The organism is Curtobacterium sp. LFS079 (genome assembly GCF_047977865.1).
GTDB lineage: Bacteria > Actinomycetota > Actinomycetes > Actinomycetales > Micrococcaceae > Arthrobacter.
In genome coordinates this window covers 28,568-42,484 of record NZ_JBFPFO010000008.1, presented here as the reverse complement: position 1 = coordinate 42,484, position 13,917 = coordinate 28,568, and the positions used below count along the sequence as shown (strand labels likewise).

At 68.0% G+C, this 13,917-nt stretch carries 14 protein-coding genes and 1 tRNA gene; 2 read left to right on the top strand and 13 right to left on the bottom strand.

The annotated features are described in order from the left end of the window. Window positions 1-202: 202 nt before the first annotated feature. From ACNQPB_RS13885 to ACNQPB_RS13860, 6 genes are read right to left on the bottom strand one after another with little or no spacing between them, the layout of a single operon-like run. Complete coding sequence (locus tag ACNQPB_RS13885) at window positions 203-928, bottom strand: hypothetical protein (RefSeq protein ID WP_498752607.1); 726 nt, start codon at window positions 926-928, stop codon at window positions 203-205. Beyond that, window positions 925-1,944 carry a vWA domain-containing protein gene (locus ACNQPB_RS13880; RefSeq protein WP_498752605.1) on the bottom strand — a complete coding sequence of 340 codons (1,020 nt, stop codon included), beginning with the start codon at window positions 1,942-1,944 and terminating at the stop codon, window positions 925-927. Before ACNQPB_RS13880 ends, ACNQPB_RS13885 begins: the two co-directional genes overlap by 4 nt. Next, a complete protein-coding gene (locus ACNQPB_RS13875) occupies window positions 1,941-2,924 on the bottom strand; it encodes a vWA domain-containing protein (RefSeq protein ID WP_498752603.1) in 984 nt (327 codons plus the stop codon). Before ACNQPB_RS13875 ends, ACNQPB_RS13880 begins: the two co-directional genes overlap by 4 nt. Next, entirely contained in the window at window positions 2,915-3,379 is a 465-nt protein-coding gene (locus ACNQPB_RS13870) for a hypothetical protein (RefSeq protein ID WP_498752601.1), read from the bottom strand. Before ACNQPB_RS13870 ends, ACNQPB_RS13875 begins: the two co-directional genes overlap by 10 nt. Further along, window positions 3,369-4,280, bottom strand: a complete 912-nt coding sequence (locus ACNQPB_RS13865; RefSeq protein ID WP_498752600.1) for a DUF58 domain-containing protein — start codon at window positions 4,278-4,280, stop codon at window positions 3,369-3,371. Before ACNQPB_RS13865 ends, ACNQPB_RS13870 begins: the two co-directional genes overlap by 11 nt. A gap of 7 nt (window positions 4,281-4,287) precedes the next feature. Continuing rightward, window positions 4,288-5,295 carry an AAA family ATPase gene (locus ACNQPB_RS13860; protein WP_498752598.1) on the bottom strand — a complete coding sequence of 336 codons (1,008 nt, stop codon included), beginning with the start codon at window positions 5,293-5,295 and terminating at the stop codon, window positions 4,288-4,290. Window positions 5,296-5,446: 151 nt separating this feature from the next. Here ACNQPB_RS13860 and ACNQPB_RS13855 point away from each other — a divergent pair, with 151 nt between their 5' ends. Continuing rightward, complete coding sequence (locus tag ACNQPB_RS13855; RefSeq protein WP_498752596.1) at window positions 5,447-5,650, top strand: hypothetical protein; 204 nt, start codon at window positions 5,447-5,449, stop codon at window positions 5,648-5,650. A 60-nt stretch (window positions 5,651-5,710) separates the two neighbouring features. On the opposite strand, the gene ACNQPB_RS13850 is transcribed toward ACNQPB_RS13855, so the two are convergent. The 4 genes from ACNQPB_RS13850 to ACNQPB_RS13835 all read right to left on the bottom strand — a co-directional run bounded on the left by ACNQPB_RS13850 (window position 5,711) and on the right by ACNQPB_RS13835 (window position 10,236). After that, entirely contained in the window at window positions 5,711-6,535 is an 825-nt protein-coding gene (locus ACNQPB_RS13850) for a carbohydrate ABC transporter permease (protein WP_498752835.1), read from the bottom strand. Window positions 6,536-6,564: 29 nt separating this feature from the next. Next, window positions 6,565-7,497, bottom strand: a complete 933-nt coding sequence (locus ACNQPB_RS13845) for a carbohydrate ABC transporter permease (protein WP_498752595.1) — start codon at window positions 7,495-7,497, stop codon at window positions 6,565-6,567. A 3-nt stretch (window positions 7,498-7,500) separates the two neighbouring features. Continuing rightward, window positions 7,501-8,829, bottom strand: coding sequence for an extracellular solute-binding protein (locus ACNQPB_RS13840; RefSeq protein WP_498752833.1), 1,329 nt, complete (start codon window positions 8,827-8,829; stop codon window positions 7,501-7,503). A gap of 207 nt (window positions 8,830-9,036) precedes the next feature. Then, entirely contained in the window at window positions 9,037-10,236 is a 1,200-nt protein-coding gene (locus ACNQPB_RS13835; protein WP_498752593.1) for an ROK family transcriptional regulator, read from the bottom strand. Between the two features lie 174 nt (window positions 10,237-10,410). Here ACNQPB_RS13835 and ACNQPB_RS13830 point away from each other — a divergent pair, with 174 nt between their 5' ends. Then, the gene (locus ACNQPB_RS13830) at window positions 10,411-11,310 is read left to right on the top strand and encodes an aminoglycoside phosphotransferase family protein (RefSeq protein ID WP_498752591.1); all 900 of its coding nucleotides are present in this window, start codon (window positions 10,411-10,413) and stop codon (window positions 11,308-11,310) included. Window positions 11,311-11,331: 21 nt separating this feature from the next. Here ACNQPB_RS13830 and ACNQPB_RS13825 read toward each other — a convergent pair whose 3' ends face one another. The 3 genes from ACNQPB_RS13825 to ACNQPB_RS13815 form a co-directional block, all read right to left on the bottom strand. After that, window positions 11,332-12,477: a class I SAM-dependent methyltransferase gene (locus ACNQPB_RS13825; RefSeq protein ID WP_498752590.1), complete on the bottom strand. Its 1,146-nt coding sequence runs from the start codon at window positions 12,475-12,477 to the stop codon at window positions 11,332-11,334. A 69-nt stretch (window positions 12,478-12,546) separates the two neighbouring features. Then, window positions 12,547-12,619 (bottom strand) — tRNA-Ala (locus tag ACNQPB_RS13820). Between the two features lie 282 nt (window positions 12,620-12,901). Next, window positions 12,902-13,849 carry an NAD-dependent epimerase/dehydratase family protein gene (locus ACNQPB_RS13815; RefSeq protein ID WP_498752588.1) on the bottom strand — a complete coding sequence of 316 codons (948 nt, stop codon included), beginning with the start codon at window positions 13,847-13,849 and terminating at the stop codon, window positions 12,902-12,904. Window positions 13,850-13,917 lie beyond the last annotated feature (68 nt).

Genomic DNA, 13,917 nt, shown 5'->3' with positions numbered 1-13,917 from the left:
TGGAATGAAGCCGACCGTGTGCAAATGTCAGGCCCACATGGGGGCACCCACACCCTCCTGAGGAGGATCGCTGACACGTTACCGCGGTAACTTGTGTATGACTCTATGACCGGAGCCGCGGGCCCACAAATCTTTGACCGAATTAAGACGCATTCTTACGGCCGTCTTGCCCCGGTTTCCAGAATATTGTTCGATGCCCGCCTTACCAAGGCCGCTCGACGGGAACTCCGTCATCCGTGTTCCGCAGGTATTCGCCGCGCTGCTCGCTCTCCAGCCGTTCCTGCCGGGCCTTCCGTTCGGCCTTTTCGAGCTGTTCGAGCCGTTCCTGCGTGGCCGGGTTTTCCGGCTTGTTTCCGCTACTGTCGTCGCCCTTGCTCCCGCCGTTGCGGGCCTTGGCTTCGAGGCGTTCCCGGGCGTCGGACAGGGCATCCCCTTCCCCGGTGGCGTTGCCCGGCCCGCCGGATTCGAAGCACCCCGGAGGGGCGGCGTTGATGACTGCCTGCCCGTCCCGGTACAGCGCCTGGGCGCCCGCGTCGTCACCGGCGTCGCGGCGGCCGTCGCCGAGCTTCTCGATGCTGAGCGCCAGGTTGACCCGGATCCTGCAGCTATCACTTTCCGGTGCCGCGCGGAGCGCCGTTTCGAAGGAGGTCCTGGCCGCGGCGAAGTCGCCGCGGAGCACGTGCGCGTCTCCCCTTGCGAAGTCCGCCTTGTAGGGCTCGATCAGGTTGACGGTTCCGAGCCAGTCCGCGGCTGCGGCCACGGCAGCCCTGTCGTCGGCTTTGAAGGCGGCTTCTGCCGCCGTTCCCAAGGGGGCCAACGAGAGCAGCTTGGCGGCGGCGGCGAGCAGCACGGCGGCCGGGACTGCAGCCCGCAGCAGCCGGTGCCCCCTGGTTCCGGCGGTTCCGCGCGCCCTTTCGACGGAACTCATGCCGCCCTTCCCTGGGGTTTCGTCCGGAGCCTGCCGCCGCGGAGACGATTCAAGGCCACGGCATGCCGCACTGCCCCGGGCAGGGCGGCCGCGAAGCCCAGGAGCGCGAAAACCCAGTAGAACTCGGTCCGGCCCCGGCCGTCCTGCTCCGTGGCGTTGAGGGTCCCCGGCCTGGATTTGCTGAGGGCCGGGCCGACGGGGTCCCCGGATTCGCGGTGCACGTACGGGACGCCGAGTCCGTCCGCGATCCGGCGGAGCTGCCCCTCATCGATGCGTGAAAGCGCGTCCCGCCTGCCGCCGTCGGCGTTCTCCTTCAGGTACCCGCCGTCCCTGCCGGTGTCCTTCATCCGTCCGCCTTGGCTGGTGCCGTACCCCAGCACCGCTCCCCCGGCCACGAGGCCGGGATCAAGCCCGAGGTCCGCTGCGCCCTGCTTCGCGGCGGTGTCCTCCCCGTCGCCCAGATAGAACACGACGGCGGGACGGCCGGGGTGCTGTTCCTTGGCCGCCGTGAGCCGTTCCTTGAGCAGGGGGCCGGCGACGGTGACGCTGCTCCCCCGGGCGTAGAGGACGGCTTGTGGCTGCAGCACTTCCACGGCAGCGGCCAGGGCGTCTGCGTCCTGGGTGAGCGGCACCCGCACCCCCGCGGTCCCGTCGAAGGCGATGAGGGCGAACTTGGCGCCGGCGAGTTCCCGGGCAATGGCGGCAATGTCGTTTCGGACACCGTCCATCCGCGGGGCTGCATTGCCATAGTCTTCGGCGGCCATGCTGGTGCTGCTGTCCACCACGAAGAAGACGTCCAGTTCGGCGGCGGCGATGCGGGCATCCCCGCCGGGCCAGCCGGGCCGCAAGGCCGCTGCGAGGAGGAGCAGCACGGCGGCAGTGCGCAGCATTACGGCAAGCTTCGTGCCCCTTTTCCGGGACAGCAGGACGGCGGCGGAGACGACGACGGCGAGCGCCGCAGCGGCGATGATCCACCACGGCAGCACGGGAACGAAGGTGACCGGGACGGGATTCACCGCTCCAACCTCCATCCGGCGAGCAGGAGCACGGCGCCGGCAAGCAGGGCCACGAGCATCGGCATTTCCGGCCGGACCGGGACAACGAGCTGCGGTGCGCCTTGGTGCGCCGTGGCTTCGCTTTCCTGGACCTTCTGCACGATTCCGGGGACGGCGTCCGGACTGTCCGGCGCGAAGTAGCCGCCACCGCTCGCCTCGGCCACCGCCCTGAGCCGGGTTCCGGGCTGGTTCCTGTCGTTCCCGTAGTCGAGGTCGCCGGGGTTGAGGGCGTGGATCCTGATTCCCCTGGGTCTGGCGAGCTGGGCGGCCTGCTCAAGGGTGAAGACCGGCGCCCCGGAGACGTAGTTGTCCGTGGCCAGGATGACGCTGCGGGAGCGGCCTGCGTCCTGGCCGTTGCCGGAGCCGGGGAAGCTGCGGATGCAACTGGCCAGCCCGTCGCCGACCAGGGACGACCCGTTGCCTCCCCAGGTGCCGCTGAAGAAGGAATCCCCGCCGTCGTCGAAGGCTTTCCGTGCGGCTGCCAGTTCCCCCGCGATGTACTCGTAGTCGTCGCTCAAGGGGAAGAGCTGCACAGCCCGGCTGTCGAACATGACCATGGCGATGCGTTCGCCGTCGAATTCCTTGGCGAGCCGTTCGAAAACTCCTGTGATGGCGGCATCGGTACCGGCCATGGAGCCGGAGACGTCCAGGCACAGGATGATGTCCCGGTTCCGCTGCTCGGGGCTGGTGGTGCTCCGTTCGGCCGGGCGGGCGGCGGCGAGCGCCGTCGCCGCCAGGAACACGAAGCAGGAAGCGACGGCGGTTGCGAGCCACATGCGGTGCCGGCGGAACGCACGCCGGTATTCGGGAAGGGCGGTGAGCCGTTGGCTGTGCGCAACGGGCCGTACCTCCTTGCCGCGGATGTGCCGTCGGGCCAGGTACAGGGCGACGGCCAGCGCGACGGCGGCGAGGGGCAGGATCCACCAGAAGCTCAGCTCCATGTGCGCACCGCCTGGCGGGCGAGCTCGGCCGAGCGTTCCAGCGTATCCGGCATGGCTGCTGCGAATTCGGCAGGGTACATCCCGGCGACGCCGTCAGCTACCTGGCCGAACCCGTGGGTCTGCAGTTCCGCCAAGGTCATGTGGGTGGCGCGGATCCCGCGCACCTCCCCCGCGAACCCGCGCAGCACCCTGCTGAGCACCTGGTGCGCTTCCCTGTGCGGGAGGCGGCCGGATCCGGCGTCGGCAACGACGGCGTCAATGGCCGCCAGGTAGCGTGCCCGGAGGCCGGGCAGGTCAGGCGGCGGCCCGGCCGGCCGGGCGGGCTTGCCGGCCTTGCGGGCCGGGCGGAGGAGCCAGACGAGGCCTGAGGCGAGAAGCACGAGCAGCAGCAGGCCCAGCCACATCCAATGCGCCCCGTACTGGATGGGTGCGTAGAAGCCTGCTTCATCCTGCATGCCGTTGCTCCCTTGAATTGTGCCTTGCGCGGGATCTGTGGCGTTCCAGCAGGGCGAAGAGTGCCGGCAGCACCTCCGCGCTGCTGCCGGCGCTGCCTTCGGCGATCCCCAGCCGCCGGAAGATCCCCTGCCTGCGGTGTTCGCGCCCGAGCCCGGCCTGAAGGTATGCGGCACGGACTGCGGGGTCTGCGGCGATGGCTGCCGGGATGCCCGAGCCGTCCGCCACCTCGAACGCGTCGGCACCCGGGTGGCTTGCCAGTTCGGCGTCGCGGACGGTGAACCACAGGACCTCGTGACGGGCCTGGAGGCGGCGGAGCAGCAATTCCACGGCCGCGTCGGGCAGGAGCTCATCGGCGACCACCACCACGAGCATCCTGCGCATGAAGTTTCGCAGCACATAGTCGAGCTGGCACGCGATCCCGCTGGGGCCGCCGTCGAGCACTGTGCTGCGGTCCACCTGCTGCAGGAGGCGTTCGAGATGGTCTTCGCCGCTTCGGGGAGGAAGGATCCGCGATCCCGCCGCGTTGCCGTGAACGAGCCCGACGACGTCCCCGTGGCGGTGTGCGAGATAGCCCAAGACGCCGAGGGCCTGCACGCCGATGTCGCACTTGCGTTCCCCCGAGGCTGCGAGCGCGGCCATGTTCCGTCCGGTGTCCGTCACCAGCAGCAGGGTCTGCCGCCGGATTGCGACGTAGCGCTTCACAAGGGGCGCACCGTGCCGCGCCGTCGCTTTCCAATCGATGTCACGCACCTCGTCCCCCGGTATATAGGCGCGGAGTTCATCGAAGTCCAGGCTCCGGCCCTTGAAGACGGAACCGTATTCGCCGTCCAGCAGACCGAGGGCCTTGCGGTGCGCGAAGACGAACATCTTGGACTGCACCCGTTTGAGGAGACTCGCCACAGGAGCCTCAGGGGGTCTGCACCGAGGCGAGCACGGCGTCGATGACCGCTTCCACCCGGATGTTTTCCACGACGGCGTCAAAGCCCAGTACCACCCGGTGGCGCAGGACGCGGTGGGCGAGGTCCTTCACGTCCTCCGGGATCACGTGGTCACGACCGTTGAGCAGCGCCAGCGCCCGGGCCGCCTGGCTGAAGGCGATGCTGGCCCGGGGGCTGGCCCCGAATTCCACGAGGGAAGCGAGCCGTGGATCAAGGTACTGGGCCGCATTGCGGGTCACATAGGCCACCCCGACGATGTAGCGCACGATCGCGGGGTCGATGTAGATCCTGCGCACCAGTTCCTGTGCCTCGATCACGGCGCCAAGGGACACGGCGGCCGGGAGCTTCTGCGCCGGACTGTAGACACCGGCGTCGATCCTGCGGATGATTTCCGCTTCCTCGGCCGGGTCCGGGTAGTCGAGCACGTCCTTGAGCATGAAGCGGTCCATTTGGGCTTCCGGGAGGCGGTAGGTGCCTTCCTGCTCGATCGGGTTCTGGGTGGCCAGCACCAGGAACGGGGACGGCAGGGGGTGGCTTTGCCCGCCGATGGAGGTCTGGCGTTCCTGCATGGCTTCGAGCATGGCGCTTTGGGTTTTTGCGCTGGAGCGGTTGATTTCGTCGAGAAGGACGATGTTGGCGTGCACCGGTCCGAGCTGTGTCGCGAAGGTGCCTTTGGCGGCGTCGTAGATCTGGGTGCCGGCGATGTCGCTCGGAAGCAGGTCCGGGGTGCACTGGATGCGGCGGAAGTCAGCGCTGACGGACTCCGCGATGGCCTGCGCGGCGGTGGTCTTCGCCAGCCCGGGCACGCTTTCCAGCAGGACGTGTCCGCCGGTGAGCAGGGCAATCAGGAGGGTTTCCCGCAGCCTGGCCTGGCCCACCACCTTGGCTTCGAAACTGCGTGAAATGGCGGCAACAAGCTGCTGGGCCCGGGCCATCTCATTCGCCCCAATGCTGACAGTGGCGGTGTTTTGAAGCACCCGTGGTCCCTCCGCTGGATTTCCCGATGTGAAACCCGGCCTTCCTGGCCGCGGACGGGCAGGAGACCGGTTTTAACAGCCAAACCGTTCCTGCCTGAAGCGGCAATGGGGAGCCCTCCCCATGCGGGGGCCGCAGGACTATCCTTTAGCCATGATTGAGCTCCCAGACAGTTACAAGACGTACCTCGACGGCCAGAGCGAGCGGGTTGTCCAGGCCATCCGCCCGGTCCTGATGCAATCAGCCGCGGACAAGCTCCACGGCGTCCGGATCTCCTACAACCCCGGACCGACAGGCCACCAGGCCCACCTCGACGAAAACCTCCCTTTCGGGACCATCGTGGAGGACATCGACTGAACCAATGCCCCGGTGACGATCCTGCTCAACAACCTCCTGGCAACCGTTCCGCAGGATCGGTCAGCCCGTGGTCGCACCGGCCATCGCAAAGGCGTCCCCGGAACGGCCGGACACCACCGTGTAGAGCAGCAGGACGGGCAGCGAAAACAGGATGGAGAAGGCGGCCAGCTCACCGTAGGCAATGGCGCCGTGCTGGCCGAAGAAGCTGAAGATCGAGACGGCTGCCGGCTGCTTGGACGGGGACAAGAGCAGGATGAACGGGACAAAGAAGTTCCCCCAGGCCTGGATGAACACGAAAATGAACACCACGCCGAGGCCCCGGCGCATCAGCGGGAGCACCACGGTCCGCAAGGCCGCCATTCCGGAGGCCCCGTCCACCCAGGCCGCTTCCTCCACCTCACGCGGCACGGAGTCCATGAAGTTCTTGGTCATCCAGATCGCCATGGGCAGCGTGGTTGTTGCCATGAAGAAGACGGTCGCCGGAACGGAATCCAGGAAGTTCAGCTGGACGAACAAGCCATACACGGGAACCATGATCGCCGTGACGGGCAGCGAAGTGCCGAACAACACCGAGTACAGGAACGGTGTGTTGAACCGCGAACGGTGACGCGACAGGGGGTACGCGGCGAGCACGGCCGCGAGCAGGTTCACCGCGGCTGTCCCGGCCGCGAGCAGAAAGCTGTTGAGCAGCGGCACGAACAACAGGTCGGGAGTCAGAACCGCCGCGAAGTTCTCCAGCGACGGCTGACGGGGAAGCTTCGTGCCGTATCCTGCTTCAGCATCCAGGGACGCAAGAACCAACCACAGCAGCGGCAGCACGAAGCACGCTCCGAGTACGGTGAGTGCGGCATTGGCAGCCCAGCGGACACGGCGCCGCCCGCGCACGGCCGGGGCCGCCGTCGTCGGCCCGGTCCTCACCGTTTCGCCTCACGGAGCACGCGGACGTAGATGATTCCGAAAACCATGCCGATGACGATCAGCACGGAGGCGATGGCCGTGCCGTAGCCGATGTCGCCGAACTTGAACGCCTCCTGGTAGGCAAGCACCGGCAAGGTGGTGCTCGCGCCGGCGGGGCCGCCTGCGGTCATCACCCAGATGAGCGTGAAAACCGCGAGTGTCTGCAGGGTGATGAGCATGAGGTTGCTCGCGATGCTGCTGCGGATCATCGGCAGGGTGATGAAAAGCAGCCGCTGCCGGCTTCCCGTGCCGTCCATGACGGCCGCCTCCATGACGTCCCCCGGGACTTCGGCCAGCGCCGCACGGTAGACCAGCATCGAAAAGGCGGTCCCGCGCCAGACGTTCGCCAGGACGATGGCGGGCATGGGGAACGAGTACAGCCAGTCAGCCCCCTGCACACCGGCGAAACCCAGCAGTTGGTTGACCGTGCCGTCCCGGCTGAAGAAGGCGTAGGCAGCGAATGCCGCCACGATCTCGGGCAGCACCCATGCCGCGACGACGGCGGTCCCCACCGCGCGGGACACAGACCGGTTTCCGCGGGCCATCAGCAGGGCCAGGGTCAGGCCCAGGACGTTCTGGCCCACAATGGCCGACGCGCCCACGAACACAACGGTGAGCCAAAGCGACAGCGGGAAGCCCGGTTCGCTGAACATCCGCGTGTAGTTGTCCAGTCCGATCCACGAGGGGTCCCGGGCTGCTTTGCCGCTCAGGGCGACGTTGGTAAAGGAGGCGTAGAAGGACCACGCCACCGGCGCCAGCAGGAAAAGGGCGAGCAGCAGCACCGAGGGAAGGACCGGCAGCAGACGGAGCCGGCGCCGGATCCTGCCTGTGCGCCGGCTTCCGGGGGAAGGCCGGCCCTTACTGGAAGGCCGGCCCTCAGGGGAGGCCATGGGTCACTTCCGGATGACCTTGCCCTCGCCGACGAGCTTCGTCACGGCCGCGTCATAGGACGCCGCCGCCTCGGCGGGGCTCTGCTTGCCGGTGATCACTGCTTCGGTGGCTTCCTGCACCGCACTGGAAATCCGCGGGTAATCCGCCGTCGCCGGACGGAAGTGGGTGACGCCGACCAGCGCGGAGACGTCCTTCACGAAGGGATTGGCGGATTGGTAGCCGGCATCCGCCGCGACGTCGCTGCGGACGGCGATCTGGGAGTTGTCGACGTCGAAGGCCAGCGCGTTCTTGCGGTTCAGGGCGGTGGAGAGGAACTTGAAGGCAAGGTCCGGATTCTTCGACTTCGCGCCGACGGCCAGGGTCCAGCCGCCGGACATGCTCACCCCGCCCGGCGCCTGGCCGTGCTGGGTGGGGAACATCGCCACGCCCATGTCCTTGGTGTAGCCGGGCCATTCGTAGGCGCCGCCCTTCTGCCAGAACGACGGCGTGTAGGAACCCTCCACGGTGGCGCCCATCCTGCCCTTCGGCAGCCACTCGCCGAACACCCGCTTCCAGACATTCGCATCCAGCGCCTCGGCCGGCGTGACGGCAAGCTTTTCGTCGTAGAGGGTTTTCAGGAACTGCAGGGAGTCGGTGAAGCCCCGCGAGCCGACCACCCATTTCTTTTCCTGCTCGTCATAGAGACTGCTGCCCGTCCCGTACAGGAGCTCGTAGAAGCCCTGCATCACGGTCCCCTCGCCGGTGGCCTTGCCGGCGTACATGTTGAATGGCACCAGCGAAGGATCGGCAGTCTTCATTCTCCGCGCCGCCGTGAGGATGTCATCCCAGGTCTTCGGCTGCCAGGGCACCGGGATGCCGGCCTTCTGCAGCACGGTCTTGTTGTACCAGATGGCCCGGGTGTCGGTGCCCAGCGGAACGGCGTAGATGCCGCCGTCGTCGGCCCGCCCAGCTGCCTTGGCCGCTTCGGTGAAGTTCCCCCATTCAGCCCAGGACGCGAGGTAATCGTCCAGCTTGAGGAGATAGCCGGCGTCGACGTCGGAGCGGACCTTGAAGGTGTCCTCGTAGAACACGTCCGGTGCTGTTTCGGCCGATCGCTGGGACAGGGCGAGCTTGGTTCCGTAGTCATCATCGTTGGCCTGGATGGGCTCCAGTTCAACGGTCACGCCGCGGTTCGCGGCCTCGAACTCCGCCTTGGCCGCTTTGAGGACGTCGTCCAGGGCAGTGTAGGAATCGGTCTTCTGGTAGACCACCTTCAGGCTCTTTGATTCCGTTCCCTGCGGTGCGCCGGGCGAACAGGCAGACAAAGCCAGCAGGGCGAATGCCGCCAGCAGCGCCGAGCCCGTACGGAGTTTGCCTCGGGTGGTCTGGGCTCGGGTGGTCCGGGTCCGATTGGTTTGGGCTGGATTAGGCTGGGCTCGATTAGTCAAGGCGCTCCGATCTTCACGCGGCTGCAGCCCCCACACTCCAGTCGGCCCAGCCATTTCCGGTATTCAGATGTTCGCAGTTCAAGAGTCTCCCGCCGTCCGGGGCAGGAACCGTCAGCCTTCCAGGAGCAGGCGCTGCGCCCGGGGTGCCAAGGTATGTTCAAGGACGAGGCAGGCGGCCCCGATGGCGCCGACGTCCTCGCCCACGCCCGTCCCCACCACTTCGATGCCATGGATGCTGTTGGCCGCGCTGTTCGACGCGAGCAGAGGCGGCACGAGGTCGAGGTAGCGGGACGCCAGGCGGCCCCAGAACGGCCCGCCGAAGACCACGCGCTCGACGTCCAGCGTGTTCGTCACGACGGCGACCGCGCGGGAGACGAGCACCGCGGACCTGTCGATGATGGCCAGGGCCCGCTCGTCCCCGCCGTCGGCGGCGTCGCACAAGCGGGCGAAGCTCTCTTGGACTTCCGGCCCGTCGCTGCCCTGCCGCCCGCCGTCGATCACACCTTGTTCCTCGGCGGCGGTCACCAAGACCTGGGGAATCGCGGAGGACTTGACGCAGCCGTTGAGCCCGCAGTCGCAGGCGGGTCCGCCCGGGTCCACGATGATGTGGCCGATTTCGCCGGCGTTGCCCGAGGTTCCCCGGACCACCTCGTCGTTCATCACGATCCCGCAGCCGATGCCGGTACCCATGTACATGAAGATAAAGCTGCCGGTACCGCTGGCACCGCCGGCCCAGGTCTCGGCGACGGCGGCGCTGGTGACATCCTTGTCCACCAAGGTTTCCAGGCCGGTGGCCTCGGCGAGCGCGTCGCGCAGGTGCACCCGGTGCCAGCCATTGAGCAGGGGCGGGTCGACGACAGCGCCCTCGTCAAGGTCGATCGGGCCCGGCGCCGCGACCCCGAGTCCGGCGATCTTGTCCGGGTCCACCCCGGATTCCTTGATCAGGGACTTGATCTCGTCGGCGATGGCTGCGATGACCACGGGCGGGGGACCGGCAGGGGTCGCGATCCGCGAATGCTTGACGACGTCACCCACCAGGTCGAGCACGACGAAGGTGATGACGGCGGGGTCCAGGTGCACGCCGACCGCGTACATGCCCTTGGGGTTGAGGCGCAAGATGGTCCGCGGCTTTCCCGGTCCGCTACCCTCCTTGCCGGCCTCGACAATCAGGTTCTGGTCCAGCAGGCGGCGCGAGATGTTCGAGATGGTCTGCGGGGACAGTCCGACGATCTGGGCGAGTTCCACCCGGCTCAACCCGCCCGTGGAACGCCTGATCGCATCCAAGATGACCGTGAGGTTGAAGTCACCCATGCGTGGCAGATTCGTTCCGCGCCTCGGGGTGGGCTGGCGGATCTCAGTCAAGGATTCCCCTAAAATCATTCGGATGCGGTACTTGCATCTGCATCGTACGTCACCCGCGCTTCCGCCGGTATGCTCACACGCGGGTCCCCGCGAAGGCGCCCCGAGCGAAGCGGCGCGGGCACCATGGCGCTGATGCCGGCCGCCGACGTCGAAATCACCGCCGGTCTTGTCCGCCGCCTGCTCGGCGCCCAGGTACCGGCTCTCGCCGGGGAGCCGCTGGAGCTTGTGGCGAACGGCTGGGACAATGCGGTCTACCGGCTTGGCAGCACCATGGCCGTGAGGTTGCCCCGCCGCGAGGCCGCGGCCGGGCTGGTACTGCATGAGCAGCGCTGGCTGCCGGACTACGCCCGCCGCTCCCCCGTACCGGTCCCGGCCCCGCTGTTCGCCGGCCGGCCCGCCTCCGGGTACCCCTGGCACTGGAGCGTCGTCCCCTGGTTCGACGGCGTCTCCGCCACGCAGGTACCCCCGGTCGCGCGGAGCCCCATCGCGGCGGAGCTGGCGGCATTCCTCACGGCGATCCACGTGCCCGCCCCTGCAGGTGCACCGGTCAACCCGGTCCGCGGGGTGCCGCTGGCAGCACGGTCGGCGGTAGTGCTGGAACGGCTGGCGGACACGGCTCGGTACCCGCAGGCCGCACGGCTCCGCGAACTGTGGGCAGCAGCGGTGGCCGCCCCGCTGCATGCAGGACCTCCCCTTTGGCTGCACGGGGACCTGCACCCGTCAAATGTGCTGCTTCGGGATGCCGCGGGAGGACACGGCCTGGCGGCCGTGATCGATTTCGGAGACCTCGGGGCCGGGGACCCGGCCGTCGATCTCGCCGTCGCCTGGTTGATGTTCGACGACGCCGGCCGGCAGCGCTTCATGGCGGCCTGCGGTGCCGGAGGGGCTGATTGGGAACGGGCCAGGGGCTGGGCGCTGGTCCTCGCCACGGCGATGCTCAGCAACTCCGATGACAACCCGGTGACGCACGAAACCGGGCGCTTCGCGCTCCGGCAGCTGCTCGGCGGGGAATCCGGGCGCTGACGCACGGACTATTAGGCCCTTTCAGGGCCTGACGCTGCGAGTGACCGTGAACTTCGGGTTCCGGCCGATTTCCGTGGTGGCGCCGATCAGCCGCTCGAGGGCCGGGCGGTACTGAAGGTGGCTGTTGTAAACCGTCCACAGCTCGCCTCCGGGCGCGAGGACCCGTGCTGCGGCCTCGAACATCTTCAGTGCCGCTCCGGCGTGGACGCTGGCGCCCAGGTGGAAAGGCGGGTTGAGCAGGATGAGGTCGGCGCTGCCTGCCTCGAATCCGGACATGGCGTCGTCGTGGACGACGGCGATGCGGGCCGCCAGACCGTTGGCCGCCGCCGTGGCCGCGGCCGAGGCAACGGCGGCCGCGGACTGGTCTGTTGCGGTGACGCGGCCGGCGGGATGGCGGCGCGCGTACATCGTGGCAAGGATCCCGGTGCCGCAGCCAAGGTCGATGGCGTGGCGCGCATCCGGCATCCGGTCCAGGAAGGACAGCAGGAAACGGGTACCGATGTCCAGCTTCCCGCCGGAAAAGGCCGCGCCGTGGGAGGCCACGGTGATGCCGAGCTCGGGCAGCTGTTCCAGGACAGGAAAGCGAGGTCCGCCAACCGGGCGCTTCGGGCCGCGGGCCACGAGCACGCGGGACTTCCGCTGGGCGAGCTGGGGCCGGACGCTGTCGAAGTAGCGTTCCAGGATGCTGTTCATTCCGAGGGACATGTGCTTGACCCTGCCGCCGGCCAGCAGGACCGTATCCTCGGGCGCGTGCCGCGCAACGGCGTCGGCGATCTCCTCCAGTTCCGCGAGCGAACGCGGGAGTTGGAGCAGAACCAGCCCCGCGCCGTCGAACAGGCCCTGGCTGAACAGCCCTGGGCCCGGCGGACAGGATTCGAAGCGCCCCTCGAGGCCGGCCGCTGCCGCGTTGCGATGCAGGGCGCTGCGGCCGGAATGAAGGTCCTGGGCTACACGGACCCCGCCGATATCGAAGGCAGCCAGGGCGCCAAGTGTCAGGGCGCCGTAGCGGTCCCCGACCACGGCGATCCGGGTTCCTGCGTGCAGGTGTTCCGCAGCGGTTTCCAGGAGCAGCCTGTCGCTCGCATCGTGGGCGAAGAGGTTCGGGGCTTCGACATCCGGAAACCGCCTCAGCAGGGCGAAAACCCGGTCCAGTTCCACGTCCTGCATCAGGCCGACCCACCTTCCCTCGGAACAGAAAAACACCCCGCCCAACAGGGCGGGGTGTTTCTTCTTCAGTGGAGCTGAGGGGACTCGAACCCCTGACCCCCTGCATGCCATGCAGGTGCGCTACCAGCTGCGCCACAGCCCCTGAAATCACCCGGCAGAATCTTTCCGTTCCCGCCGAAGCAACTCGTCAATACTAAACCACAACGGTGTGAGATGGAAATCGGCGCCGGGAAGTCCTGGCGACGGCATACCGACAGGTGACGCAGATAAGGTGCGGTCGACGAATCGGCCGCACCTCCCCCCATTTCTGCTGTCAGGCCCACGGCGGGCAAACCACCACTGGCCTGCCTTCCAGTGTAGGGTCATAATCTTAGTTAAACAAACCATGCATCCGGTTTTGGCAGGTGCCGCCTTGCCGGGCGGATCATGACCGGAAAATCCCGACGGCGGCCACGTCACCGGGGACCAGGCCGCTTATCCGCCACAGCTGTTCGGAAGGGTAGAAATGATCCACCGTGACAAGGTCGATCTGGTGCCTGCTGAACCCGGCATCGAGCAGGGCCTGCCGCCCCGTCGGGGCATCACCCAGAAGACGCGGCAGCGGTCTGCAGGACCCCCGGCAGAGCCATTCCACGAGCACGGAAACCGGCACCGGCTCCGGGTAGGCGGCGTAGAAGGCGCGGCCAGGCTGCGGCTCCGCGAGCGCCAGTCCGGCCACGAGGGCACCCAGCGTTCCGGCGTCGATCACCGACAACCGGGCGGCGCCGTCCCCCGGCCACCCGCCGGCCACGTCGATGATGCGCAGCAGGCCTGGCGCCAGCCAGCGGTCGCCCTCCCCGAAGACGAGGTTCGGCCGGACGACTTCGCCGCCGTAGTCGAGGACCATGCGCTCGGCGGCGGCGCGGGCCGCACTGGCGGCCGAAGCCGGCAGGTAAGGGTACGGACCGACGCCCCGGTGCGGACCCATCCCGTGGACACTGGCAGTGCTGAGGTAGATGAGGCGCGGATTGCCGGACTCCCGGCATTGTTCGATGACATTCCGGGTGCCGGCCTCGTTGACCTCGCGGGCGATGTCGGGATCGGAGCCGACGTAGGAGACAGCGTGGACCACGGTGCCCGCGCCTTTCAGGTCCCGCAGGATGGGCAGGAGGGCTCCGGGAACCGTGATGTCCGGCACGGCGATGTCCGCCACGGTGCTGGTAGCGTGGTGTCCCTGTGGCCCGGCGGGGCCATCGGGATTCCGGCCACCCGGATTCCGGGAAAGCGCGGCCACCCGGGCTTTCCCGGCCAACGACCCTACGACCCGGCGGCCGATGAACCCCGAGGAGCCCAGCACCACGACTCCGGGGAGTCCGTCAACGTCAGTTGTCATGCTCCACGGACCCCGGCTATCGATGGAATCATGAACTCAAGTATCCCGGATGGGGAACCGGAGAGGTC

Excerpts from the sequence above, each read along its gene's own strand:
- ACNQPB_RS13825 (WP_498752590.1), bottom strand. The coding sequence starts at position 12,477 with ATGCAGGACGTGGAACTGGACCGGGTTTTCGCCCTGCTGAGGCGGTTT.
- ACNQPB_RS13835 (WP_498752593.1), bottom strand. The coding sequence starts at position 10,236 with ATGGGTGACTTCAACCTCACGGTCATCTTGGATGCGATCAGGCGTTCC.
- ACNQPB_RS13830 (WP_498752591.1), top strand. The coding sequence starts at position 10,411 with ATGGCGCTGATGCCGGCCGCCGACGTCGAAATCACCGCCGGTCTTGTC.
- ACNQPB_RS13815 (WP_498752588.1), bottom strand. The coding sequence starts at position 13,849 with ATGACAACTGACGTTGACGGACTCCCCGGAGTCGTGGTGCTGGGCTCC.
- ACNQPB_RS13875 (WP_498752603.1), bottom strand. The coding sequence starts at position 2,924 with ATGGAGCTGAGCTTCTGGTGGATCCTGCCCCTCGCCGCCGTCGCGCTG.
- ACNQPB_RS13870 (WP_498752601.1), bottom strand. The coding sequence starts at position 3,379 with ATGCAGGATGAAGCAGGCTTCTACGCACCCATCCAGTACGGGGCGCAT.
- ACNQPB_RS13885 (WP_498752607.1), bottom strand. The coding sequence starts at position 928 with ATGAGTTCCGTCGAAAGGGCGCGCGGAACCGCCGGAACCAGGGGGCAC.
- ACNQPB_RS13855 (WP_498752596.1), top strand. The coding sequence starts at position 5,447 with ATGATTGAGCTCCCAGACAGTTACAAGACGTACCTCGACGGCCAGAGC.
- ACNQPB_RS13845 (WP_498752595.1), bottom strand. The coding sequence starts at position 7,497 with ATGGCCTCCCCTGAGGGCCGGCCTTCCAGTAAGGGCCGGCCTTCCCCC.